This is a genomic window from Pseudodesulfovibrio pelocollis, from assembly GCF_030282845.1.
In the GTDB taxonomy this organism is placed as follows: domain Bacteria; phylum Desulfobacterota; class Desulfovibrionia; order Desulfovibrionales; family Desulfovibrionaceae; genus Pseudodesulfovibrio; species Pseudodesulfovibrio pelocollis.
Window position 1 is genome coordinate 90,662 of sequence record NZ_JASTWE010000003.1, and the last position, 25,267, is coordinate 115,928.

At 63.8% G+C, this 25,267-nt stretch carries 23 protein-coding genes and 1 tRNA gene; 12 read left to right on the forward strand and 12 right to left on the reverse strand.

Annotation, left to right across the window (positions count from 1 at the left end):
* Positions 1-111 precede the first annotated feature (111 nt).
* The 5 genes from QQS14_RS02230 to QQS14_RS02250 form a co-directional block, all read right to left on the reverse strand.
* The gene (locus QQS14_RS02230; protein WP_285905263.1) at positions 112-276 is read right to left on the reverse strand and encodes a hypothetical protein; all 165 of its coding nucleotides are present in this window, start codon (positions 274-276) and stop codon (positions 112-114) included.
* Between the two features lie 367 nt (positions 277-643).
* A complete protein-coding gene (locus tag QQS14_RS02235) occupies positions 644-1,297 on the reverse strand; it encodes a LexA family transcriptional regulator (protein WP_285905264.1) in 654 nt (217 codons plus the stop codon).
* 109 nt (positions 1,298-1,406) lie between these two features.
* Complete coding sequence (gene rnr / locus QQS14_RS02240; RefSeq protein ID WP_285905265.1) at positions 1,407-3,605, reverse strand: ribonuclease R; 2,199 nt, start codon at positions 3,603-3,605, stop codon at positions 1,407-1,409.
* Positions 3,592-4,761 carry a tetraacyldisaccharide 4'-kinase gene (gene lpxK, locus QQS14_RS02245; RefSeq protein ID WP_285905266.1) on the reverse strand — a complete coding sequence of 390 codons (1,170 nt, stop codon included), beginning with the start codon at positions 4,759-4,761 and terminating at the stop codon, positions 3,592-3,594. The genes rnr and lpxK overlap by 14 nt, the downstream gene beginning before the upstream one ends.
* Positions 4,762-4,801: 40 nt before the next feature.
* Positions 4,802-5,533, reverse strand: coding sequence for a Bax inhibitor-1/YccA family protein (locus tag QQS14_RS02250; protein ID WP_285905267.1), 732 nt, complete (start codon positions 5,531-5,533; stop codon positions 4,802-4,804).
* 182 nt (positions 5,534-5,715) lie between these two features.
* On the opposite strand from QQS14_RS02250, the gene QQS14_RS02255 reads away from it, so the two are divergent.
* On the forward strand, positions 5,716-6,942 hold the full coding sequence (locus tag QQS14_RS02255; RefSeq protein ID WP_285905268.1) for a histidine kinase dimerization/phosphoacceptor domain -containing protein: 1,227 nt from the start codon (positions 5,716-5,718) through the stop codon (positions 6,940-6,942).
* Here the strand turns inward: QQS14_RS02255 and QQS14_RS02260 are convergent.
* From QQS14_RS02260 to QQS14_RS02270, 3 genes are read right to left on the reverse strand one after another with little or no spacing between them, the layout of a single operon-like run.
* Positions 6,939-7,367, reverse strand: a complete 429-nt coding sequence (locus QQS14_RS02260) for a YccF domain-containing protein (RefSeq protein WP_285905269.1) — start codon at positions 7,365-7,367, stop codon at positions 6,939-6,941. The genes QQS14_RS02255 and QQS14_RS02260 overlap by 4 nt on opposite strands.
* A gap of 29 nt (positions 7,368-7,396) precedes the next feature.
* On the reverse strand, positions 7,397-8,326 hold the full coding sequence (locus QQS14_RS02265) for a calcium/sodium antiporter (RefSeq protein WP_285905270.1): 930 nt from the start codon (positions 8,324-8,326) through the stop codon (positions 7,397-7,399).
* A 44-nt stretch (positions 8,327-8,370) separates the two neighbouring features.
* On the reverse strand, positions 8,371-9,447 hold the full coding sequence (locus tag QQS14_RS02270) for a tRNA(5-methylaminomethyl-2-thiouridylate) methyltransferase (protein WP_285905271.1): 1,077 nt from the start codon (positions 9,445-9,447) through the stop codon (positions 8,371-8,373).
* Between the two features lie 214 nt (positions 9,448-9,661).
* Here QQS14_RS02270 and recA point away from each other — a divergent pair, with 214 nt between their 5' ends.
* From recA to trhA, 10 genes are all read left to right on the forward strand, one after another.
* Entirely contained in the window at positions 9,662-10,735 is a 1,074-nt protein-coding gene (recA, locus tag QQS14_RS02275; RefSeq protein ID WP_285905272.1) for a recombinase RecA, read from the forward strand.
* A gap of 89 nt (positions 10,736-10,824) precedes the next feature.
* Entirely contained in the window at positions 10,825-13,464 is a 2,640-nt protein-coding gene (alaS, locus tag QQS14_RS02280) for an alanine--tRNA ligase (protein WP_285905273.1), read from the forward strand.
* Between the two features lie 336 nt (positions 13,465-13,800).
* A complete protein-coding gene (rplM, locus tag QQS14_RS02285) occupies positions 13,801-14,229 on the forward strand; it encodes a 50S ribosomal protein L13 (protein WP_285905274.1) in 429 nt (142 codons plus the stop codon).
* A 12-nt stretch (positions 14,230-14,241) separates the two neighbouring features.
* A complete protein-coding gene (gene rpsI, locus QQS14_RS02290; RefSeq protein ID WP_425607905.1) occupies positions 14,242-14,631 on the forward strand; it encodes a 30S ribosomal protein S9 in 390 nt (129 codons plus the stop codon).
* Between the two features lie 168 nt (positions 14,632-14,799).
* On the forward strand, positions 14,800-16,062 hold the full coding sequence (locus QQS14_RS02295; RefSeq protein WP_285905275.1) for a radical SAM family protein: 1,263 nt from the start codon (positions 14,800-14,802) through the stop codon (positions 16,060-16,062).
* Between the two features lie 15 nt (positions 16,063-16,077).
* Positions 16,078-17,325, forward strand: coding sequence for an HD domain-containing protein (locus QQS14_RS02300; protein WP_285905276.1), 1,248 nt, complete (start codon positions 16,078-16,080; stop codon positions 17,323-17,325).
* A 144-nt stretch (positions 17,326-17,469) separates the two neighbouring features.
* Positions 17,470-18,075, forward strand: coding sequence for a cobalt transporter CbiM (gene cbiM, locus QQS14_RS02305; protein WP_285905277.1), 606 nt, complete (start codon positions 17,470-17,472; stop codon positions 18,073-18,075).
* An 11-nt stretch (positions 18,076-18,086) separates the two neighbouring features.
* A complete protein-coding gene (locus tag QQS14_RS02310) occupies positions 18,087-18,779 on the forward strand; it encodes a hypothetical protein (RefSeq protein ID WP_285905278.1) in 693 nt (230 codons plus the stop codon).
* A 200-nt stretch (positions 18,780-18,979) separates the two neighbouring features.
* The gene (locus tag QQS14_RS02315) at positions 18,980-19,426 is read left to right on the forward strand and encodes an RrF2 family transcriptional regulator (RefSeq protein WP_285905279.1); all 447 of its coding nucleotides are present in this window, start codon (positions 18,980-18,982) and stop codon (positions 19,424-19,426) included.
* An 84-nt stretch (positions 19,427-19,510) separates the two neighbouring features.
* Positions 19,511-20,152, forward strand: coding sequence for a PAQR family membrane homeostasis protein TrhA (gene trhA, locus QQS14_RS02320; protein ID WP_285905280.1), 642 nt, complete (start codon positions 19,511-19,513; stop codon positions 20,150-20,152).
* Between the two features lie 97 nt (positions 20,153-20,249).
* Here the strand turns inward: trhA and QQS14_RS02325 are convergent, their stop codons facing one another.
* From QQS14_RS02325 to QQS14_RS02340, 4 genes are all read right to left on the reverse strand, one after another.
* On the reverse strand, positions 20,250-21,971 hold the full coding sequence (locus QQS14_RS02325; RefSeq protein ID WP_285905281.1) for a uracil-xanthine permease family protein: 1,722 nt from the start codon (positions 21,969-21,971) through the stop codon (positions 20,250-20,252).
* 212 nt (positions 21,972-22,183) lie between these two features.
* Positions 22,184-22,260 (reverse strand) — tRNA-Pro (locus QQS14_RS02330).
* Positions 22,261-22,324: 64 nt separating this feature from the next.
* Positions 22,325-23,344, reverse strand: coding sequence for an AmmeMemoRadiSam system radical SAM enzyme (gene amrS / locus QQS14_RS02335; protein WP_285905282.1), 1,020 nt, complete (start codon positions 23,342-23,344; stop codon positions 22,325-22,327).
* Positions 23,345-23,412: 68 nt separating this feature from the next.
* Positions 23,413-23,790 (reverse strand): hypothetical protein, encoded by a 378-nt coding sequence (locus QQS14_RS02340; protein WP_285905283.1) that lies wholly within the window; start codon positions 23,788-23,790, stop codon positions 23,413-23,415.
* A gap of 318 nt (positions 23,791-24,108) precedes the next feature.
* On the opposite strand from QQS14_RS02340, the gene purM reads away from it, so the two are divergent.
* Positions 24,109-25,170 carry a phosphoribosylformylglycinamidine cyclo-ligase gene (gene purM / locus QQS14_RS02345; protein WP_285905284.1) on the forward strand — a complete coding sequence of 354 codons (1,062 nt, stop codon included), beginning with the start codon at positions 24,109-24,111 and terminating at the stop codon, positions 25,168-25,170.
* Positions 25,171-25,267 lie beyond the last annotated feature (97 nt).

Below are 25,267 nucleotides of genomic sequence, written 5' to 3' on the forward strand. Positions count from 1 at the left end.
ACCGGCCGCATCGGGGAATGCGGCCGACCCGTGCTCAACAGGGATGGGAAGGCGGGATGAATGTCCGTGGAAAGCGGACCCCGCCAGGGGATGGGAATTTTCCGGCAGCGCCTAGCGCAGAAAATGGATGGACAGGTACGCCCCGCAGCAGGGGCAGACCTTGACCGGCGCATCAGCGCAGTCGCCCTTGAGGATCACGGCCTCCCAGGGAATGAAGCCGTCGAGGGTATACTGAACCTTGAGCTTGTGACCGCACTTGCAAAAACGTTCCTGCATGACTCTTACTCCTTGATCTGCGCCAGGGGCGATTTCGATCTCATCAAGCCAACGTGAGTCCTTGATAGACAAACTTGGTCACATTGTCAATCTAAAAACTACAACTGTATCAAATCAATTTACACGCTGTGCCCAGCGAATGAAAAGCGCCAGCGTTTCTTACTCGCCTCGCCACGACAGCGTGAAAAACAGGCTGAATCAGCCAGAAGGCATGACCCACGGGACAGGGCAAAGGGAAGGCTGGGAAAGGAAGGCGGGCGCGGATCAGGTGGCGCAAAAGGCAAACGGCTGCTCCGCCCGAAATGCAAAAGGGCGACAAGGACCAGGGCAGGTGTCCCTTCCTGCGCGACCTGCCGTTACCGGCAAGCTATCGATACTCCCGCGAGGTCCAGAGAATCTTGCCGATGACGCGCACGTTGTCCAGTTCGTCGCCGGAGAGGTGGATGGGGGAATAGTCGGTGTTGTCGCTGCGCAGGACCAAGGTGCCGGGCAGCCGCTCCACGCGCTTGACCATGACCGTTTCCTCCACGCCCACGGCGTAGATGCCGCCGGAGAGGATGTCCGAGCGCGACTGGTCGATGAGGACCATGTCGCCCTCCTTGATCTCGGGCTCCATGGAATTGCCCACCACCTCCATCAGGACCATGTTGACCGGGTTGCCGCGCGAGCGCAACCAGTCGGCACGGAAGGAATAGTATCCTTCCACCTGCCCCTCGGTCTCGAAGGAGCCGCCCCCGGCGCAGAGCCGGGCGCGGACCTTGGGAATCTCGTGGTAGGGGGTGTGCTCCTCGTCATCGCAGTGGCCGGACCGGGCCGGGCCAGCGCCCTTTTCGAGCCACAGGGGACTCAGGCCGAACCGGGACGACAGGTCGAGGATCCAGCGGGCGGGCACGGATCCCTTGCGCTTGGCCAGGGACACGGCCGCCCGGCCCAGGTCCAGCTCGCGGGCGAGTTGGGACTGGCTCGTGATGTCGGTCTCGGAACACAGCCTTGCGAAGAACGCGTCGAAATTGTTGCTCATCGTTACGCCTTGGTTCTTGGGGTGTTGCTCCAATGCGTCGATGTTTACTATTGATATACCAATCCGTCAACAATAATCGACACGCGCCCGACAGCCGAGGGATACGGGATCAGATGTGGTCCTTGTAGTCCAGGGCCGAGTCGGCGATGGACTTGAGGGTGAAGTTCAGCTCCAGCCGCTCCAGGCTCGCCTCCTCCAGAACCACCTCCACGGACTGGCCGAGCTTGAAGGCCTGGCCGGTGCGCTCGCCCACCAGCATCTCGCGCTTGGGCCAGTAGGTGTAGTAGTCGTCGTCCATGGTCGAGAGACGGACCATGCCCTCGGCCATGACTTCGCGCAGCTCCACATAGAACCCGTAGTCCGTGATGTGCGAGATGACGCCGCCAAAGGTGCCGCCCACCTTGTCGCGCATGAACAGGATCATGACCCGCTTGTGGATCTCGCGCTCGGCGTCCATGGCCCCCCGCTCGCGGCCCGAGAGGTGGCCCGCGATGTTGAAGAGCTTCTTGCGGCCGGGCGTGGCCGTGGGCGGGCCTTCGGCCGGGGCCAGGGCCGCCTTGACCAGCCGGTGGACCACCAGGTCGGCGTAGCGCCGGATGGGTGAGGTGAAGTGGCTGTATTCGGCCGAGGCGAGGCCGAAGTGGCCCTCGTTGTCCGGCGAGTACTTGGCCTGCTTCATGGAGCGCAGGAGCATGCGGTTGACCACGTATTCCTTGTCCGTGCCCTTTTGCGAGGCGATGAGCTGCTGTAGGGCGCGCGGGGTCATCTCCTTGGGCATGGTCACGCCCGGGTCGGTCTGGGCCAGCAGGCGGAAGAGGTTCTTGAGCCGCTCTTCGTCGGCCGGGGGATGGATGCGGAAGAGGCAGGGCAGATCGCGCTCGATGAGGAACCGGGCCACGGCCTCGTTGGCCGCGATCATGAACTCCTCGATGAGCTGGTGGCCGAAATGGCGGCGCCTGGGCCGGATGTCGCTGGTGTCGCCGTGGACGTCGAAGAGAATCTCGGGCTCGGGCAGATCGAAGTCGAGGCTGCCGCGCCGGGTGCGCAACGCGTTGATCTTGCGGGCCAGCTCCACGGCCAGCGTGAGCATGGGCAGCACCGGGCCGATGGCCTCGGCCTCGGCCGGGTCGCCGTCGAGCACCCCGCGTTTGATCTGGCCGTAGGTCAGCCGGGCCTGACTTCGGATGATGGCCGGGAATAGCTCGGTCCGGCGGGTCGCCCCATGCTCGTCGGCCTCCATGCGGGCCACCATGACCAGCCGGGGCACGCCTGGATTGAGCGAGCACAGACCGTTGGAAAGGCGCTCAGGGAACATGGGCTCCACGGACTGGGGGAAATAGTAGGAATTGCCGCGCTCCAGGGCCTCGCGGTCCAGGGGGGTGCCCTCGCGCACATAATGGGCCACGTCGGCGATGGCCACCCAGAGGACATAGCCCTTGCCCGCGCGCTCCACCAGCACGGCGTCGTCAAAGTCGCGGGCCGTGGCCCCGTCGATTGTCACGAATTGGCGCTTGGTCAGATCGCGCCGCCCCTGCATGTCCTTGTCGGCCGGTTCCTGCGGCAGGGCCTCGGCCTGGGCCAGGGCACCGGACGGGAAGCGCAGCCGGATGTTGTGGTTGGACTTGACCAGGGCCTCCTGCACCGGGACGCTCGCCTCGGGGCCGAGGTAGGCGGTGATCTCCCCTTCCCACATGGTCGGGTCGATGCGCTCCCCCGGGGCGCACAGGGCGATGTCGCCGGGGCGCACCTCGATGGTCGGGTCGGCCAGCCCGGCGATGATGCCGAAGCCAAGGCGCGGGTCCGTGGGACGGCAGAGCCACTCGCCGCCGCGCATGCGCTTGTGGACCTTGACCGGCAGCACCTTGCGGCCGCGCTCCAGCACCCGGACCACGCGGCCCTCGTGATTGCGGTCGCCCTTGTTCTCGCGGACGATGGCGGCCACCACCTTGTCGCCGTGCCAGCCATCGCCCAGGTCGCGCTGGTTGATGAAAACATCCTTGCGCCGGGAATCCTCGGGCACCACGAAACCGAAGCCGCCGCGCTGGATTTCGAGCCGCCCGGTGATGCAGTGCATGGCCTCGGCCAGGCCGTAGCCGCGCCGGATGCGGATAAGCTTGCCCTGCTCCACCAGCTCGCGCAGCATATCCTTGACCGCGGCCTTGTCCTTCTTCTTCAACTTGAGGTGACGGACGACCTCGGCCCGGGACATGGGCCTGCGCACTTCCTTGAACACCCTGAGCAGCCCCGTGGGCGACAGGGACGGCTCGGCCGGGCCCGGACCGGACTTCTTGCGTCTATTTCTGGTCATGGTCATGCTCCCCGTCCGTGGTCTCGTCCCGGTCGGCGGCTACCCGCTCCTCGGCCTCGCGGGCGTCCTCCAGGACATCCGTGCGCCGCAGGTTGAAGGCGTCGAACCGGCGGCTCCACCACGTGTTGAAGGGTTTGCCCGAGCCAAGGGCGGACGGGCCGAAATCTAAGCGCAGGTCAAGCCGCCAGAACTCCTCGGAGCACATGGGGCCGAGCTTGACTGCGTCCTTGGGCGTGCACAGGATCGCATCGCAGCCCAGGCGCCGCGCCGTGGTCTGCATGGCCAGCACATCGGCCTTGGTATAGGCGTGGTGATCGCGAAAGACCAGATGCCGGGCCGGAGGATAGCCGAAATAGCGCGCGACCGAGCGCCGCACCTGCTCCGGGTCGCCCACGCCGGTGACCAGCAGATAGGCCCCGCCGCCGAACCCGGCTTCCGCTTGGCCGTCCAGGACATGGGTCACGCCCACGGGCCGCAGCTGAAAGCTGAAGACCGGCTTGCGGAACCGCTCCAGCCGCTCTGAGATGAAGGGAATGAGCCGGGTGAAATTCTCGGGTGCCATCTTGACCAGGAAGGCGTCGGCCCGCTTCAGCGCGGCCGCTGGCTCGCGCCACGATCCGGCGGGGATGACGCGGTTCCACTGTCCGGCCAGATCGTCGGGCCGCAGCAGCACCAGATCGACATGGCGCTTGACCGCCATGTGCTGGAACCCGTCGTCAAGGACCACCAGCCCGGGACGGAACTGCCCCATGGCCCAGCGCCCGGCGCGGGTGCGCACCGGGTCCACCACCACCTTGGCCTTGCGGTGCATGGTTGCGAGCATGAGGGGTTCGTCGCCCGCCTCCTCGACCAGCGCGCCAGGGGTGACGAGGTAGGGATAGGTCACGGGCCGCGCCTTGTAGCCGCGCGTGAGCAGGAGCGCCTCCATGCCGCGGCTCTCGGCCCAGCCGAGCAGCCACCCGGCGATGGGGGTCTTGCCCGAGCCGCCCCAGCCGATGTTGCCCACCGAAACCGTCAGCGCGTCCGGCTCCCAGGCCGGGAGCAGTCCGCGCTGATAGAACCCCGCCCGCACCCGCATCCCGGCCGAATAGACCCATGAAAGGGGTGCCAGCACCGGGGCCAGGGAGCGTTGGAGCGTGTCGATGGAGTGTGACATCGCAAAAAGGGGAGACCTTGCGGCCTCCCCGTTATTCGCATTACCGGCGGTCGCCCATGAGCCGCAGGAGCATCAGGAAGAGGTTGTAGAAGTCGAGATAGAGGGTCAGCGCACCGAGGATGGTGCCGCGCCGGATGGCAGCGGTGTCGCCGGCCGGGACGTTCTCGCCCATGGTCTTGAGCTTCTGGGTGTCATAGGCGGTGAGGCCGAGGAAGATGATCACGCCGATGACCGAAATGGCGAAGGCCATGGCCGAGCTCTGCATGAAGATGTTGACCACCATGGCGATGATGATGCCGATGAGGCCCATGAAGAGCAGGCTGCCCCAGCTGGTCAGGTCTTTCTTGGTGAGCATGCCGTAGAGCGACATGGCACCGAACATGCCCGCGGTGGTGACAAAGGTGGAGACCACCGAGGCCGTGGTGTAGGCCATGAGGATCGGGGCCAGCGAAAACCCGTTGAGGGCGCTGAAGCCCAGGAACAGGGCCGTGGCCGTGGAAGGGTTCATGGTCGAGATCTTGAAGCTCAGGAAAAAGACCATGCCAAAGGCCGCGAACAGGGCGATCATCGGCAGCATGGTGGGCGAAAGGGTTCCTGCCTCGGCGTTGTAGGCAAAGGCGAGGTTGAACAGGGCCGGGACACTGAGCGTGGCGTAAGCCATGAACGCGGTCAGGGCGAGGCCGCCGCTCATCCACCCGTACACGCCGCGCATGAAGGCGTTGACGATTTCCGCTTTCGCCACCTGGCCGGATGCGCTGGGGTACTGATTCATGAATATTCCTCCACAATTTTAAATGACTGATTTCAAGCCGGGACAATGCCAGCAGTGAATTAATTAATCAGCTTTTCCCCCAGAGGCAAGAGAAAGCGGTTTGCTGCACAAAAATATTTGACCGCGCGCATGAAAAGGGCATTATTGGCATGAAGAACCATTCACCCCCGGAGCAACCAGCAATGCCATCCAGGTTCTGCAAAGTCGCCAAGGTCTCTGTTGCCGGACAATCGCCCGTGATCCTGCCTGTTTCCGGCCTGGACAAGCCGGACATATCCCCCGTGGTCATGGACAAGTGGCAGAACCTGAGCAATCTGGCCGCCAAGGCCACCGGGGCCGCCGCCGGGCTGGTCATGCGCATCCACCCCGAAGACATCGAGGTGTGCATCTCAAGCAAGGGACCGGACAACCCCTACAAGCCCGAAGAGCACGAGCGCCTCGGGCTTGGCCTGTACTGCGAGACCGTACTCGGCACCCGCAACATCCTGAACATCCCCGACGCCTTGGCCGACCCGCAGTGGAAGGACAACCCCGACATCTCCCGGGGCATGGTCGCCTACCTGGGCATGCCCATCAAGTGGCCGGACGACGAGATATTCGGCACCATCTGCGTGCTCGACAGGAGCAGGCGCGAATTCTCCGTTTTGCACATCGAATTGCTGGCCCACTTGCGCATGGCCGTGGAAACCGATCTGCACATGCTCTGCGAGCGGCAACGGCTCGAACGCCTCTGCCACGAAAAGACCCTCGCCCTGCGCGAGGCGCACCACCGCATCAAGAACCACCTGCAACTGCTCTCGGGCGTGATCCATCTGCGGGCGCTGAACGACACGCCGCCCGAGGCGGAAATGGCCGGGCTCCTCGACGACCTGACGGGCCGCATCCAGGCCATCGCCATGCTCCATTCGCACATGACCACGGCCGAGGACGACCAGTTGGCCTTTGATGGCTTTCTGGAGAGCATCGCCTCCACCATCATCAACTCCCTGGCTCAGCGGCCCGTTGTCCTGCGCCTGGAGACCGCGCCCGTGATCGTGAACAGACGGGCGTTCTTCCACGCCGGGCTGCTGGTCAGCGAGCTGGTCACCAACGCCCTCAAGCACGCCTTTGCCGACACCCCGCAGCCTGAGATCGGGCTATTGCTGGCCGACATTGACGAGGACTCCTTCACGCTGCGCGTGCGCGACAACGGGTGCGGCCTGCCCGAAGGGTTCGCGCCCGAGGGATGCGACTCCATCGGCATGACTCTCATCAGCAACCTGCCTCAGCAGATGAACGGAACCTGCACGGTGAGCACCGACCACGGCGCTATCTTTGATTTTGTCCTGGAGAAGCGGCCCGGAGAACCCGACCCGCCCATGAACCCGCCAAAAAACTCGCCGAAAGGCTCGCCAAAGGGCCGGGTCTAGCGGCGCGGATAGTAGGCCTCGGCCTCGCGGATGGTAACCACGGCCATGCCCACCGGGGCCAGGGTGATGGCCGCCAGCTTGAGGTGCTGCCAGCCCCACGGGATGCCGATGATGGTCACGAAGCAGGCCAGGGCAGAAAGGATGTGCCCCACGCACAGCCACCACCCGGCAAAGACGAACCAGAGCACATTGCCCACGATTCCCCATTCCGAGGTGCCGACATCCTTGCGCCCGGTGAGCATGTCGCGCCGGATCAGGGTGCAGCCAAAGGGCACCAGGGCGAATTTGGCAATGACAAAGGCGGAGCGCGCCCAGGGCAGGCCGATGATGGACACGGCCATCAAACATCCGGCCAGGAACCAGCCCAGGGCCATGAACACCCCGCCCATCACGAACCAGATCACATTGCCGAGAAATGAGAGCATGTCGCCTCCGATCCTGTCCAAAAAGTCTGTCAGGCGGTGAAATCGTTGACCCAGCGCAGCAGGTTGATGCCCACAAGCAGCGCCCCTTCGAGGCGGGTGACGCGCCAGCCGGTGCGCAGCATGATCAGCACCAGCCCGACCATGCCCACCAGCACGATGAGGCCAGACCCGGCCTCGGGCGACACGGTCAGGGGCTTGATCAGGCAGGTCAGGCCGAGCACCCCGGCGAAATTGAAGAAATCCGAGCCGATGAGGTTGCCAAGGAGCATTTCGTTCTTGCCCTTGACCGAGGCGGCAAGGCAGGTGACCAGCTCGGGCAGGCTGGTCCCTGCGGCCACGATGGTCACCCCGATGACCCAGGACGAGACCCCGAAATCCTCGGCAATGGACGTGGCCGCCGAGACCATCAGATGCCCGCCCGCGGTGATGGCCCCAAAGCCGAGGACCAGCAGCACCACGTCGCGCCAGGACGCGGTGCGCCCCTTGAGTTCCTCAAGCTCCGCCTCGCCCGGCGATTCGCGCCGCATGCCCAGGAAGACGAGGTAGCCCACGAGCAGGGCCACCAGCGCCCCGCCGAAAACCCGCCCCAGCTCGCCGGTGAAGGAGACGAGCAGGATGCACGCCGTGGTCGCCAGGAGCAGCAGGCCATCACGGTAGACCACGGTCCGGCTGGCGACCAGCGGCCTGATCATGGCCATCAGGCCCAGGATGAAACCGAGGTTGAAGATGTTGGACCCGACCACGTTGGACAGGGAGATGTCGTTGTGTCCCCGCAGGGCCGCGTTGAACGTGACCAGGAACTCCGGGGCCGAGGTGCCCATGGCCACGATGGTCAGGCCGATGACCAGTTCCGAGACATTGTATTTGCGCGCGATGAGCGCCGCCGAATTGACGATCCAGCTGGCACCGAACCAGAGCAGCACGGCCGAGACGCAGAAGGTGGTGATATCGATCAGCATGGCGGCATCCTACGCCGTGTCCCTGGCCGGTGCAAGGAGCGGATTCACCGCGATTCCAAGGCCCGCGCCTTCTTCCACTCGCGCACGATCTCCGGCCTGGGCTCGGCCCAGGGCAGCGCGGTCTGACGCGTGGGGACGACCTCCACGGTCTCGGCAATCTCGCCCGGCCCGGCGTCACGGCGCACGATGACGCGCACCGGCTGGCCCGTGGCCTCGAAATGGCGGCGCGCCCTGGTGGCGTATGAGGCCACAAGGGCGGCCGCGTCGCGCACGGCCTCGGCCTCCCACTCGCCGGCCACAGGTCGCGCCACGGCCAGGGGGCCGGGAAAATCCGCCAGCTTGAACACGTAATCGCCGGGGCGCTGGCAGGCTTCAAGGGCGGCGTTGTCCCCGGCCGTGCGGCCAAAGGCGAGCCAGTGCGTCCCGGCCCAGAGCTGCCTGCCCTCCCGGGCGAGGCGGAAATCAGCTGGCTCGGGGGTAGGCCGATGCAGGAGCAACTGGACGAACCGGGCCGCGCCCTGGGCCTCGGTCAGGCAGCAGCCGCCCGCCGGGGTGGGGATCTCGGTGAAGCCGTACTGCCCGGCCAACTCGTACTGGGGCTTTCGGCCCCGGCCGCTCCAGTCGAGGAGCCGGTCGCGGTCCACCAGCCCGGATTCCTCCATGGGCGTGGGCGGCAGGTTCCGGGCGCACAGGGGCCGCAGGAGCAGATCGCGCACCCCGGCCCGCTTGGTGATGACATTGAGGGAGTCAGCCCGCTGGCTCATGGGCCGCTGGCCGATGACCTCACCCGAGATGAGAAACTTCGCGCCGTAGGCGGGCAGCAGCGCGGCGGCCCGGTCGAGCATGGTGATCTTGCAGTCGATGCACGGGTTGAGCCACTTGCCAAACCCCTGGGACGGGTCGCCAAGGAGCATGTCCACGTACTCGCGGTCGATGTCCACCGCCTCCACCTCGATGCCGTAGTGCTCCCGCCAGAAGGGGATCAGGTGCGGCTTGCCGAAGAAGGGCGTGGTGAAGTGCAGGCCGAGCACGGCCAGCCCCTGGTCCATGACCGTGCGCATGGCCAGAATGGAGTCCAGCCCGCCAGAGAGCAGGGCCAGGGCGTCGTAGTTCCTGTTCATGGGTGCGACCCTTATTGGAGAATCGGCCCAAGGTCAAAGGGATACGCCACCGCCACCTTGGCAAGACAGCTCGCGTTGCGGACCAGAAAAGAAGTAATATTTTGTATTTTATTGTTTTTATCTCCAACCACATGCCTGTTGCCCGTCGGACCCGTATCTGGTATCTAAGCGTGTTGCTCATACGTTGCGTCTGTAACACCCGGAGGAAATTCCCATGGCACGAAAAGCCGTCGATCCCGATACCCTGCGCAAGGAGGCTCTCGGCACCGCCCTGACCACCATCGAGCGCAAGTTCGGCAAGGGCGCCATCATGCGCCTCGACGACGAGGCCGCCCACACCATCCCCTTCATCCCCACGGGTTCCATCGGCCTGGACATCGCGCTGGGCATCGGCGGCGTGCCACGCGGCCGCGTCATCGAGATTTACGGGCCGGAGTCCTCGGGCAAGACCACCCTGGCCCTGCACATCGTGGCCCAGGCGCAGAAGCAGGGGGGCAACGCGGCCTTTGTGGACGCCGAGCACGCCCTGGACCCCAGCTACGCCAAACGGCTGGGCGTCAAGACCGACGAGATGCTCATCTCCCAGCCCGACTACGGCGAGCAGGCCCTGGAAATCGCCGACCTGCTGGTGCGCTCCGGCGCGGTGGACGTGATTGTCATCGACTCGGTGGCCGCCCTCATCCCCCAGGCCGAGCTTGAAGGCCAGATGGGCGAGACCCAGGTGGGCGGACAGGCCCGGCTCATGTCCCACGCCCTGCGCAAGCTGACCGGCACCATCCACAAGTCCAACTGCGTGGTCATCTTCATCAACCAGATACGCATGAAGATCGGCATGACCGGCTACGGCAACCCCGAGACCACCTCCGGCGGCAACGCCCTGAAATTCTACGCTTCCTGCCGGCTCGACATCCGCCGCATCCAGACCCTCAAGGACAAGGACGAGGCCTACGGCATCCGCGCCAGGATCAAGGTGGTCAAGAACAAGGTCGCCCCGCCCTTCCGCGAGGCGCTGGTGGATGTGCTCTACGGCCAGGGCATCAGCCGCACCGGCGAGCTCATCGACATGGGCGTCGAACTTGGCATCATAGAAAAATCCGGCTCCTGGTTCGCCTTCGGAGCCGAAAAACTCGGCCAGGGCAAGGAGAACGTGCGCCAGCTCCTCGAAGACAACCCGGACATCGCCGGGGCCATCGAGGAAAAGCTCATGACCCACCTCGGGTATCGCGGCGAACCCGCCACGGGCAAGCTGGCCGGGTCATCCTCGGCCCCGGACGAGGCCGACGACTAGACATCGCGCACGCCGGGCAACGGCGCCCCGGGCATCCGGCCCGGGGCGCTTTTGTCTGGAAACATACCTTTCGTGGAGAACATTCACCGATGAACGCTGCTGAAATCCGCCGGAAATTCCTGGAATATTTTGAAAAGAACGGCCACGCCGTGGTCGGGTCCTCGCCGCTCATTCCCAAGGACGACCCCACCCTGCTCTTCACCAACGCGGGCATGGTCCAGTTCAAGCGCCTCTTCCTGGGCCAGGAGAAGCGCGACTACTCCCGGGCCACCACCTCGCAGAAATGTCTGCGCGTGGGCGGCAAGCACAACGATCTGGAAAACGTGGGCCGCACCGCGCGCCACCACACCTTCTTCGAGATGCTCGGCAACTTCTCCTTTGGCGATTATTTCAAGGAAGACGCCATCCGCTACTGCTGGGAGTTCCTGACCGAGGAGCTGAAGCTGCCCAAGGACCGCCTCTATATTACCATATACAATGACGACGACGAGGCGGGCGAGCTGTGGCAGAGTGTGGCGGGCGTCCCGGCCGAGCGCATCTACCGGCTGGGCGAGAAGGACAACTTCTGGTCCATGGGCGACACCGGCCCCTGCGGCCCGTGCTCCGAGGTCCACTTCGACCAGGGCGAGCATGTGGGCTGCGGCCCGGAGTGCGGCATCGGCAAGTGCGACTGCGACCGCTACCTCGAAATCTGGAACCTCGTGTTCATGCAGTTCGACCAGGCCGAGGACGGCACCCGCACCCCACTGCCCCGGCCGTCCATCGACACGGGCATGGGCCTTGAGCGCATCGCCGCCGTGTGCCAGGGCGTTGCCTCCAACTACGAGACCGACCTCTTCCAGTCCATCATCCGCTACACCGCCGAGCTGGCCGGAGTAAAGTACCGCGAGAACGAGGAGATCGACACCGCGCTTCAGGTCGTCGCCGACCACAGCCGGGCCATCGCCTTCCTCATCCCGGATCAGGTGCTGCCCTCCAACGAGGGGAGGGGCTACATCCTGCGCCGCCTCATCCGCCGCGCCTGCCGCTTTGGCAAGCTCATGGGCCTGACCGAGCCGTTCCTGTGGAAGACCGCCGGCAAGGTCGTAGAGGACATGGGCGACCACTTCGCCGAGCTTCGGGAATCGCGCGATTTCATGATCGAGGTGGTGCGCGGCGAGGAGGAAGGGTTTGCCAAGACCCTGGACAAGGGCCTTGAGATGCTCGAAGCCGAACTGGCCGAACTCAAGGCGGCTGGAACCGCCCTGGTGCCCGGCGAGACCGCCTTCAAACTCTACGACACCTACGGATTTCCCATCGACATCGTCCGCGACGTGGCCGAGCGCCACGCCATCGGTGTAGACGAGGCAGGCTTCGAGGCCCTTATGAAGGAGCAGAAAACCCGCTCCAAGGCCGCCTGGAAAGGATCGGGCGACAAGGACCTGGCCGCCGTGTTCCACACCCTGCTCGAACAGGACGTGACCAGCGAATTCACCGGGTACGAGGCCATGGCCGACCAGTCCGAGATCACCCACCTGCTCAGCGAGGCGGGCGAGGCTGTCGAGGCCCTGGAGCCGGGCGCCACCGGCTGGGTAGTGACGCGCTCCACCCCCTTCTACGGCGAGTCCGGCGGCCAGGTGGGCGACTCCGGCGAGCTGGCCGCGTCGTCGGGCCGGGGCATTGTGCTTGACGCGGTCAAGCCCTCCCAATCCCTCACCGCCCACAAGGTCGCGATGACCCAGGGCCAGCTGCGCGTCGGCGACTCCGTGTTCCTCAACGTGGACCGGGGCCAGCGGCTGGCCACCATGCGCAACCACACCGTCACCCACCTGCTCCACGCGGCCCTGCACAAGGTGCTGGGCGACCACGCCCGGCAGGCGGGCTCCCTGGTGGGGCCGGACCGGCTGCGCTTCGACTTCACCCACATCAAGGGACTGACCGTGGAGGAGATCGTCCGGGTCGAGACCCTGGTCAACCAGAGCATTCTCGACGCCGTCCCGGTCAGCCGCGAAGTGGTCTCCATCGAAGAGGCCCAGGCCAAGGGGGCCACGGCCCTGTTCGGCGAAAAATACGGCGACTCGGTCTCGGTCATCGAGGTGCCGGGCGTGTCCATGGAACTGTGCGGCGGGACCCATCTCGACAACACTGGGCTTGCCGGGCAGTTCGTCATCGTCAGCGAATCCGGCGTGGCCGCTGGCATCCGGCGCATCGAGGCGGCCACCGGCGGCAACGCCATCGCCTACCTTAACGAGCGCCGCGTCGCGGCCGCCGAGGCCTCGGCCCTGCTCAAGGCCCAGCCCGCCGACCTGCCCGCCAAGGTCCGCGCCCTGCAACAGCAGGTCAAGGACATGGCCCGCGAGGTGAAGCAGCTCCAGGCCAAACTGGCCTCGGGCACCGGCCGCGACATGCTGGCCGAGGCCGAACAGATAGGCGGCGTCACCGTACTGGCCGCCCAGGTGGAGGCCCCGGACATGAACGTCATGCTCGAACAGATGGACGCCCTGCGCAGCAAGATCGCCTCGGGCATTGTCTGCCTCGTGGCCGGGCACGACGACGGCAAGGTCTCGGTGGCCCTGTCCGTGACCAAGGACCTGCACGGCCGGTTCAAGGCGAGCGACCTGATCAAGCCCGTGGCCGCCGAGGTGGGCGGAGGCGGCGGAGGCCGCCCGGACCTCGCCCGCGCGGGCGGCACCGATGCCTCGGGCATCCCCGCCGCCCTGTCCAAGATCAAAGCCCTTGTGGCCGGATAATCCGAACCAGCTTCACACGGGGCGCGGCCTTGGCCGCGCCCCGCTGCGCCCTGCCGCCCTCCCGAAAAACCCCTTGTGGCCCGACAGGTTTTTGTGTATCATCGTGCTCCCGGTCAGGATCGGCGGCTTGAGGGACACCCCGTTACACCCCAGTTCCCACGCCACGAGACGACCGGACAAGCGACCGGAACGACACTTGAATCGGACCGCCGAACCCTTCCCGCCCGGGCCGAGCCCGGGTAGGCGGCATGGACTCGACGGCCTGAAAAATTGGTTGACATACGGAGGCAAACTCCGTAAATGTCCCATTCCCAGTTTGCGCAAGGAGCATTCATCATGAAGACATATAGCCCCAAGCCGGAAGACGCGAGCCGCGAATGGTTCGTGGTTGACGCCACGGACAAGATCCTTGGCCGTCTGGCCACCGAGATCACCACCCGTCTGCGTGGCAAGCACAAGCCTGAATTCGCCCCCCATATGGACATGGGCGACTTCATCGTCGTGATCAACGCCGAGAAGATCAAGGTCACCGGCCAGAAGCTCGACAAGAAGATGTACTACAAGCATTCCAACCATCCCGGCGGGCTCAAGGAAAAGACCCTGCGCGAGATGCTGGACAGGAAGCCTGAGAACGTCATCACCGCCGCGGTCAAGGGCATGCTGCCCAAGAACCGGCTGGCCGCCCAGCTGCTCAAGAAGCTGAAGGTCTACGCAGGGTCCGAGCACCCGCACGCGGCCCAGGCTCCCAAAACTCTGGATATCTAATCGGGGATTATCATGAGCGATTTCACTTACAGCACCGGCAAGAGAAAGAACGCCATCTCCCGCACCCGCATGTATGCCGGGACCGGGCAGATCACCGTTAACGGCCGTCCCTTCGAGGACTACTTTCCCCGCAAGACCCTGCAGATGATCGTCCAGCAGCCGCTCAAGCTCGTGCGCATGCTCGACAAGTATGACATCAAGGCCAACTGCTCCGGCGGCGGCGTCACCGGTCAGGCCGAGGCCCTTCGCCACGGCATTTCCCGCGCCCTGTGCGAGATCAACCCCGAGCTTCGCTCCGTGCTCAAGCCCGCCGGTCTGCTGACCCGCGACGCACGTAAGAAAGAGCGCAAGAAGTACGGCCTGCGCGGCGCCCGCGCCAGCTTCCAGTACTCCAAGCGCTAAGCCGCTTGCTCGGACCATCCGGTTCATTCCGGCCGACACCGCTTGCGGTGTCGGCCTTTTTGCGCCCTTTGTCCAGACTCGACGAGCGCCACACTCCCCTGGGGGCCCATCGCGCCGCGTCCCATTCACTCCTTGCCCTGCCTCGCCCTTTTCCCGTATACCCTTGCCATGTCCTCAAAGAACAAGCCCCAGCCGCACATGCTCTTCGCCACCGCCGAGGGCGAGATATACGACCATCCCGAGCTGCTCATGCTCTGCCGCCGGGGCAACGAATTCGGCCTGCCCCGGCCCGACGAAATCACGCCGCTGCCCGATGAATCCGAATTCTTCATGCTCCCCGGCCGCCACGCCATGGGCTACAACCCCGAGACCGGTCAGACCGAGGTCATGGAAGAGTTGGCCGTGGCCGCCTTTGCCTGCCCGGGCAACACGGTCACCGGCATCAGCGCCTACGAAACCGACGAGGGCGCGCCCGTGCTGCCCCTGCTCTCCTACGCGGCCATCGGCTATGCCAACGGCCGGTTCTGGGTCTGCGCCAAGCAGGTGGACGAGGACAGGCGGCAGGTCTTTTCGCACATCCCGCCGGACCGCATCGAGGCGGGTGCCCACGCACTGATCACCGAGATGCCCGGCAACCGGCTCATCAACCATCTGGCCGGGTGCGCCCTGACCAGCGGCTGCCCGGCGGCCAAGAATCTTGCCCTGGGCCGGTTCGAGTGTCCCCTGCCCACCTCGCGCGCCTGCAATGCGGCGTGCGTGGGCTGCATCTCGCACCAGCCCGAGGATTCCGGCTTTCCCTCGCCCCAATGCCGCATCGCCTTCACCCCCACCGTGGAGGAGATCGTCCAGGTCATGCGCCGCCACGAGTCGCGCGAGCGCAACCCCATCTTCTCCTTTGGCCAGGGATGCGAGGGCGAGCCCCTGCTTGAGGCCGAACTCATCTGCGAGGCGGTCAAGGCATACCGCGCCGACGGCGGCACCGGCACGGTCAATGTCAACACCAACGCATCACGTCCCCAGGCCATGCCTGCCCTCAAGGTGGCCGGGGTCAACGCCATCCGGGTCAGTCTCAACTCGGCTCGGCTCGGCCCCTATGAGGCCTACTACCGCCCCGCCGGGTACACCTTCGACGACGTGCGCGAGGCCATGATCAAGGCCCACGAGGTGGGGCTCTTCGTCTCCCTGAACCTGCTCTTCTTCCCAGGCATTACCGACACCGAAGAGGAGCTGGCGGCCCTGATCGAGCTTGGCGAGACCAGCCGGTTCGACTTTGTCCAGCTGCGCAACCTCAACCTCGACCCCGAGCTGTACCTGCGCCTCATGGCCCCCTTCGGCCACTCCCCCTGCATGGGCTTCATCAACTTCCGCAAGCGGCTCAAGAAAGCGCTGCCCTGGATCAACTACGGGTATTTCAACCCGTATCTGCCCTGACGCGCGGAGCCTGCCATGTCGGTGATCATCAGAAAGAGCCTGCTCGAACTCGTCTTCTCGGGCGCGTTCATGAAGCGCTGGAACGACAAGCTGCGGCCCATGGAGCTGGTGGAAGTGGACAAGCAGGCCCACAAGATGATCGTGGCCTGGCTGCTGTTCCTGCTCAATTCCGGGTCCATGGACGTGGCCCGCAAGCGCGCCCTGGGCGAATCCATCGTCGAGGGCGGCATCTTCGACTACCTCTACCGGCTCGTGATCACGGACATCAAGCCGCCGGTCTTCTACCGCATCAAGGAGAACCCGGACCACTACCGCACCCTGACCAACTGGGTGCTGGCGGAATTGAGCCCGCGCATCATGCCCCTGGGCAACGAGTTCGTGCGCCGCATGACCGACTACCTCATGCGGCCGGAAGACGCTGGACTGGCCCGGCGCATCCTCCACGCCGCCCACCTCTACGCCAGCTATTCGGAATTCAAGCTGCTCAAATCCATCAACAAGATGGACCACGAACTGACGGAGATCGAACAGAGCTTCATCGACCGCCTGGGCGAGATGCGCGACCTTGCGGGGGTGGCCGAACTGCTGGACGAGGAGAACAACGTGCTTGGCTTGTTCGCGCGCATGTGCGGCAGGCTGCGCTTCCAGAAACGCTGGTCCCAGACCCCGCGCGTGCCCGAGACCTCGGTGCTCGGCCACCTGTACATCGTGGCCGCCTTTTCCTGGTTCTTCAGCATGGAGGTGGGCGCGTGCCGGGCCCGCTCCCAGAACAACTTCTTTGCCGGGCTCTTCCACGACCTGCCCGAGCTGCTCACCCGCGACATCATCTCGCCGGTCAAGGGCTCGTCCAGCGACATCGCGGCCCTGATCCACGAATACGAGGACCTCGAACTCAAGCGGGTGGTCCTCGACCCCCTGCGCGAGGGCGGCTACGGCGAGGTGGCGGACCGGCTCGAATACCTGCTGGGCAAGGCCGTGGGCAGCGAATTCAAGGGCACCATCCGCCGTGACGGCATGGTGGTCGAGGCCAGCGACGAAAAGCTGGCGGGCGAATGGAACCTCGACTCCCTGGACCCCAAGGACGGCCCCCTGCTCAAGGTGTGCGATTCCCTGGCGGCCTTCATCGAGGCCCATACCGCGCTGAAGAACGGCATCTCCTCGGGCCAGCTCCACCATGCCCTGTATCGCATCCGCATGCGCTTCAACGAGACCCCGGTGGTTGCCGGTGTGCAGATCAGCGCCCTGCTGGCCGACTTCGATTAACTGGCCGCAAAGCCTCCCCGCCCTTGCCTAGCCGCGCGGATAGGTGTATACGGAATCCGGGTTGTTCACACGCCGCAGATATTCGCGCCACCGCCATCCAGGCAGGGGGACGACGATCCGGCATAAATCCGGGGCGATCATCACATGCATATTTCCGAGGGAGTCCTGTCCGCGCCGGTGCTGCTCGGCGGAGCCGCCCTGGCCGTGATCGGCACGGCCATCGGCCTGAGGAAGACGGATCAGGACAAGATCATGACCGTGGCCATCCTCTCGGCCGCCTTTTTCATCGGCTCTCTGGTGCATGTGCCCATCGGCCCGGCCAGCGCCCATCTGGTGCTGGGCGGCCTGCTCGGGGTCATGCTCGGCTGGGCCGCCTTTCCCTCCATCCTCGTGGCCCTGCTGCTCCAGGCCGTACTCTTCCAGTACGGCGGCCTGACCACGCTGGGGATCAACACCTTCAACATGGCCGCCCCGGCCGTGCTCTGCTTTTTCGTGTTCAGGCCCCTGCTGGCCCGGGGCACCACCTTCCGCTTCACCGGAGCCTTTGCCTGCGGATTCCTGGCCATGCTCCTGAGCGCCCTGCTCACGGCCGCTTCACTGGCCCTGTCGGGCGATGCCTTTGTCCCCTCTGCCGCCGCGCTGTTCGCGGCCCATGTGCCGGTCATGGTGGTGGAAGGAATCATCACCGGATTCGCCTACACCTTTCTGGCCAAGGTCAAGCCCGAGGCCCTGGCCGCGCCCATCAAATGACGGAGACCATCATGCGCCGTTTCGCCCTTGCCGCCTGCGCCGCCCTGGCCGCCCTGCTCCTCCTGACCACGGCCGGGCACGCCCATCGGGTCAACCTCTTCGCCTATGTTGACGGCGACACCGTGGTCACTGAGAGCGGCTACAGCCGCAGCAGCCGGGTCAACCACGGCACCATCGAGGTCTATGACGCCGCCACCGGCATCCTGCTGCTCACGGGCACCACGGACGACCAGGGCCGCTTCGCCTTTCCCATCCCCGAACCCGCGCGGGGCGGGGCCATGGCCCTGCGCCTCAAGCTCCTGGCTGGCGAGGGACATCAGACGGAGTGGACCATCGCGGCCGAGGAACTGGCCGCCACCGGACAGAAAACGGCCACGCCCGATTCCACGCCCAAATCTGGGCCCAAATCTGAGCCCAAACCCGCGCCAGAATCCGCGCCCGCCCCGGACCTTGCCGCGCCCCAGTCGCCCCTCTCCGACACTGCGGCCCAGGCGCAAATCGAAGCTCAAATTGATGCCCGAATCCAGACGCAGGTCGAGGCCACAATCCGCCGCGAGCTGACCCCTGTGAAGCAGATGCTGGCCGAACTGAGCCAGGCCGGGCCGGGAATGACCGAGATCGTGGGCGGCATCGGCTACATCGTCGGCATCTTCGGCATCCTCGCCTTCATCAAGAGCCGCACAAGGCCCAAAGACCGCGCCTGACCCGCACCGGCCCCGTCGAACTCTGCCCGCCTGCGGCCGTGCCCGGCGTTGTCGCGGGGTCAGTTTTGTGCTAATTCCCCTTCGAGACAAGACCTGTTTTGACATCGACCAATGATTCAGAATAGATGGAGAGCCGGATTTCCCGACTTCTCCGGGCGGCATTGAATCAGACACCGCACCAGCAACCGATCAGGGGAACCATGCGACTCACCACGCGCAGCCGATACGGCACCAGGATGGCTCTGGACATCGCCCAGCACTGCGGGTCCGGGCCGGTCAGGATTCAGGACATCGCCGAGCGCCAGGGCGTTTCCACCAAATATCTCGAAAAACTCATCCGCAAGCTCAAGGACGCTGGATTCGTCACGAGCAAGCGCGGCCCCAAGGGCGGCCATACCCTGTCCTGCCCGGCCTCGGAGATTCTCCTGGGCGAGCTGGTGCGCATCCTGGAGGGCGACGACTCCCTGGTGGAGTGCCGCACCGGCAAGACCGACTGCCTGCGCCGCGAAGTGTGCCTGACCAGCCGCCTGTGGGTGGAGGCCGCCGAGGCCATGTATCAGCGGCTGAACTCCTTCACCTTGGCCGACATGCTGGCCGACGCCGAGCAATGCTCCAAGCCCGAGGCCCCGCCCATGCTCATGGACTGACCTCCTGGAGCTCCCCCAGCTCAAACACTTGTTTCATTCGCGACAACCGTGTAAGGAAACAATAGGAGCAACCCCGGAGGCATGATGATCCGCTTTCTTCGCGACCCAATGAACGGCCTGACCCACTGCATCGCCGCAACCCTGGCCGTGGTCGGCACCGTGGCCCTCATCCTGCGCGCGGTCGATCCGGTCATGCCGTGGCACCTCGTGGGTTTTTCCATCTTCGGCGTAGGGCTTGTCCTGCTCTATACGGCCAGCACCCTCTACCACTGGCTACCCCTTGACGAGCGCGGCGTGCGCGCCCTGCGCCGGGTGGACCACGCCATGATCTTCGTCTGCATCGCGGCCACCTACACGCCCATCTGCCTGATTCCGCTGCGCGGCCCCTGGGGGTGGTCCATGCTCGGGGTCATCTGGAGCGTGGCCCTGGGCGGCATCCTGCTCAAGATATTCTGGCTCTCGGCCCCTCGCTGGCTCTCCACGGCCATCTATCTGGGCATGGGCTGGATCGCCCTGGTCGGCATCTATCCGCTGGCCATGAACCTGCCCACAGCCGGACTGGCCTGGCTGGTGGCGGGCGGCCTGGCCTACACTCTGGGCGCGGTGATCTACGCCCTCAAACGGCCCGACCCCTTCCCCGGATTCCTCGGATTCCACGAGATATTCCACCTCTTCGTCATCGGCGGCAGCACCTGCCACTTCATCCTCATGTACCGCTACATCTGACCCCACGCCCTCACAAAAAAAGCCGACACGATTTCTCGTGTCAACCCATCACTTCCTGGTCGGGGCGCGTCACGATCGGTCTGGCTGGACGAAGACGCTAAAGCAGAAAAGAGATAAAGGAGTAGCCTGATATTTCAATGTGTTTTACATCTTTTGCACACTTTGAGAACAGAATAAGCCCCAGGGTGTTCAGTTCATGTGTTGTGGCGCTGAAAAAACTCTTTGGTACGACAAAGTTGTTGATGTCGTCCATTTTATAACCTGTCACCGCTTCGGTAAAAATCCCATCTTCCGTCCTGGATATTCGTAGAGAGAACTTGCGTTGTACATCAGTGTTGGGTTCTTTCGCCATATGGCAGAATATTTCTTCGCAGCACAGGGAGAGGATATTGAATTCTTTTTGTGACAGGCTTAATTTTTCTTGCCCTTTTTTCAGGAGCTGTTGCAGACTTTTTAGTTCGGAAATGTCGGCATGAAAACTACCTTCCACTCTTTTTTTCGGAGCCAGATACGCCAGTGTACTCAGAAAAAATGCAGTGAAACCACCCATTGCCACGCTGTTTTGAAACATGGGAGAAAAACTTTCCGGTATAATGCCGGGAAAGTAGGTACCGCTTTCTGCGATGAGCCCTACTGTCAGCGATAGACCGAGAATGAGCCCGTGTTGGTTGCTCAGAGAAGTCATGGTCACCAACCCCACGCCGGCATGGAAAAGAAGGGCGGCGATGACAATAACAAAACCGCCGATAACTGGCCCAGGCATGTCTAGGATAATGCCACTGACCTTGGGCATAAATGCCAGTGCAGCCAGAATAATAGCGCCGTATTGACTAATTTTTCTCGAGGCTACCCCTGTCATTTCAATAAGGGGCAGATTGTCGCAGTACACAGACGGCACAGCGGTTCCGAACAATCCTGCAGTGATTTTGCTTAGGCCATCACAGTACAATCCGCCTTGCACGCTATCATAAGACACTCGGCGAAAATCACGTTTTGAAATTTGCTGCACGAGCATGATGTTACCGGTGTTTTCTATAGTACTGGCAAGCATTGCCATGGAGAAGGCAATAAATAGCGGCAGATGCATGCTGGAAAGGTTAAACTCCAGCCCCGGCCATGCCTGCACTGGCGGCAGGCCGATCCACGATGCTTGCATGGTATTGGAAAAGCTTAGTTCTCCTGTAAAAAAAGCCACAACGTATCCGATGGTCATGGCCAGAATAGGGCTCCAGAGCTTGAGCGTACTGTTACCGAAAAGCATTAGCACAGTAAGCACCAGTATGGTGCAAATCCCAATACCTAGCTTTACGTAAATCGGTGTTGCGGCGACTTGGGGCGCGTGGCTTCCGGCCCACAGGTCTAACCCGATAGGCACAAGGGACACCGCAATAAGCAACACCACCACCCCTCCCACTGCGGGAGTAATGATGTGACGTAGAAAGCGGATAAAATAGGTATACAAGAAAACAATGGGTGCCGTCAGCAGGGCCATTGTACCTAGCAGTGGGAGGCCACCCATATTTACCGCATCCACGGAGCAGAGCAGAAATGCACTGTAGGAACCTGAAAAAAGGATAAATCCGCAGCCCAGACCGAACTTCCGCAGACTTTGGATATATGTAAAAACAGCAGCGATGATGATGGTGGAAAACGTCATGAACTGGAGGGAATCATGTGGCAGGCCAACGGTTTTTCCCAGCACATTGGGGATGAAGATAATAGCTTCGAAAATAAGAAGTACATGGGTGATGGCTACGACCAAGCACATATAGACTGGGGGCGTTTCATTGACGTCATACTGAAGCATGTCTCGCTGCATCAAGATGCCCTTTTCGACGGATGTATCTATCGTTCTTTGTATAAATCAAATAAATCTTAACCAGAAAATCGGGGTATGCCACGCAACCCTCATGAAAATCAACCTCCATGTCCATTGTTTTTGCCAAAAGTACGCTGGACTGTACCATCCTTGTACAAAACGACTAAAACAAAAAGTGACCTCAGATAACCATCTGAAGTCACAAGTTTTTATGGTCGGGGCGGAGAGATTTGAACTCCCGGCATCCTGCTCCCAAAGCAGGCGCGCTACCAGACTGCGCCACGCCCCGTTGTTTCCATCGTCCCCGACGGGGATGCATACCTACTGGAAAAGGGACGCGTTGGCAAGTTCGCTCAGTCCATGCCCACCCCGGCCACAGGGGTGCCACAGCGCTGGCAGCGCCCCTTGGTGAGGCCCATGGCCGAGGGGGCGAAGCCGAACCTCTCGATGAGCGTGGCCCCGCAGCCCGAACACACCGTATGCTGCCGGTTGGAGCCGGGCAGGTTGCCGATGTACACGTACTTGAGCCCCTTGTCGCGGCCCATGGCCCAGGCTGCCTCCAGGGTGTCGGTGCCGGTGACGCCCACATCGTTCATGCGGTACTCCGGGTGAAAGCGCGAGATGTGCCAGGGCGTGTCTTCGCCCAGCTCGTCCACCAGGAAATCCGTGAGCCGGTCCAGCTCGTCCGGCGAGTCGTTCCTGCCCGGGATGAGCAGGGTGGTCACCTCCAGCCACCAGCCCAGGTCGTGGCGGATGCGCACCAGATTCTCCAGCACGGGCTTGAGCCGCGCCCCGCAGATGTCGCGGTAGAAATCCTCGCTGAAGCTCTTGAGGTCCACGTTGGCCGCGTCGATGAGGGGGCCGAGTTCGTCGAGACATTCGGGGCTCATGAAGCCGTTGCTGACCATGATGTTGGCCAGCCCCTGGTCGGCTGCCAGCCGGGCCGTGTCCTGCATGATCTCGAAGAAGATCGTGGGCTCGGTGTAGGTGTAGGAGATGCTCGCCGCCTTGAGCTTGACGGCCTCTTCCACCAGATCGCCGGGGGTCATGGCCCGGCCGGTGACGCGCCCGCCCTCGCGCTGGGGCTGGGAGAGCGACCAGTTCTGGCAGAAGGTGCAGCTAAAATTGCAGCCCGCCGTGGCAAAGGAATAGGTCCGGCTGCCCGGATGGAAGTGGAAGAGCGGCTTCTTTTCCACCGGATCGAGGTTGATGGCCGCGATTTTGCCGTAGTTGAGGGCCATGAGCGTGCCCTCGCGATTTTCGCGCACGCCGCACTGGCCGCGCTCACCCTGGCCGATGACGCAGAAATGGCTGCACAAACGACACTGCACCGTGTCGCCCTTGAGCCGCTTCCAGAGCCGTGCCTCCTGCATGGTCCACCTCCCGGACATTGATCATGCCACAGGTCGCGGCCGCCGTCACCGTCCTGGACGCGTAAAAGCTACCAGTTGCGCTCCTCGGTGGTGGTGGTCCTGGTCTCGGTGTCTGTGGCGTTGTCGTAGGCGGTTCTGGTGCGCGTGGACGAGGATGTGCCCGAGGTGGGCCATTTGGTATCCGGGTTCACGGTGATGATGACCTTGTCGTACCAGTCCACTTCCTCGGGCTTGGGCGCTGGCTTGACCTTGAGGGTGGAGTCTCCGGCCTCGTTGGTGCCGAAGGTGGTGGTGGCCGTGTCCGCGCCCTGGTCCGTGCCAAAGGTGTTGGTGCGGCGGTCCTTGGCCGTGTCCTTGTTGGTGAACTTGGCCCCGGCCAGGGCCAGAGAGAGCGTCAAAATCACAACGGCTACGGCCGCGACGAGTATCCTGCCGAATCTGCGCATTGTTCCCTCCGGGGGTTGGGGGCGGAGGCCTCTGTGTCTTGCATACGGCCCGCCCGGCAAAATGGCAAATGCAATTCGCGGGCCGGGCGCGCCGTGCAGATGGCCCTTGAACTTGCCCGGCCAAACCCCTATAATCCGGGGAATCCCGAACGTTAACTGGCCGTTGAAAAAGTCAGAACCAGCAGGCTATTCTAAAATGGTGAGATGCAGGCGCGAAAAAAGTTCAAGACCGAAGCGTACTTCCTGTACGCGAGGGTTTGAACTTTTTGAAGCAACGACGCAGATTGCCATTTTCAACAGCCTGCCAAGGAGCATCACATGAGCGACAGCGCCAGACGGTCCCAGGCATACACCGCCGCAGGCGTGGACATCGAGGCGGGCAACCGTTTCATCGGCCGCATCAAGGACATGGTCAAGTCCACCTTCACGCCCGGCGTGGCCACGGACATCGGCGGTTTCGGCGGGCTGTTCAAGCCTGACCTGACCGGGATGCAGGCCCCCATGCTGGTGGCCGGGGCCGACGGCGTGGGCACCAAGCTCAAGCTCGCCTTCCTCTTTGACAAGCACGACACCGTGGGCATCGATCTGGTGGCCATGTCGGTCAACGACGTGCTTGTGCAGGGCGCGGCTCCCCTCTTCTTCCTCGACTACTTCGCCACCGGCAAGCTGGAATCCGGCGTGGCCGAGCAGGTGGTGGCGGGCGTGTGCGAGGGATGCCGCCGGTCCGACTGCGCCCTGCTGGGCGGCGAGACCGCCGAGATGCCCGGCTTCTACCCAGACGGCGAATACGACCTCTCGGGCTTTGCCGTGGGCATGGTCGATACCCCGCGCCTGGTCACCGGCAAGTCCGTGGCTCCCGGCGACGTGCTCATCGGGCTGGCCTCGTCGGGCGCGCACTCCAACGGCTATTCCCTCATCCGCAAGCTCCTCGACCAGTCGGGCCTGCGCCCGGACCAGCCCTTTCCCGGCTCCAGGCGGACCGTGGCCGAGGTGCTCATCGAGCCGACAAAGATCTACGTGCGCCCCGTGCTTGAACTGCTGCGCAGCGTGGAGATCCGGGGCATGGTCCATGTCACGGGCGGCGGGTTCTACGACAACGTGCCCCGGGTGCTGCCCGAGACCGTGGCGGCCCGCGTGGAGTTCGGCTCCTGGCCCATGCCGCCCATCTTCGAGTGGCTCAAGACCGAGGGCCGCCTCTCCTGGCCCGAGATGCTCCAGATCTTCAACTGCGGCATCGGCTACATCCTGATCTGCTCCCCGGAGAACGCCGAAAGAGCCATGGAACTCCTCGACGCCCGCAACGACGTGGACGCCTACCGCATCGGCGAGATCACCGAACGCAAACCGGCCAGCGAACAGGTGGAGATCGTCTTCCCCTGACCCCGCCTTTCCATCGCCATAACATAAAGCCCGACCGCATCCGGTCGGGCTTTTTGCGTGGAAGAGTCTCCCGAGATTCCCGGTCAATGCGCGCAGC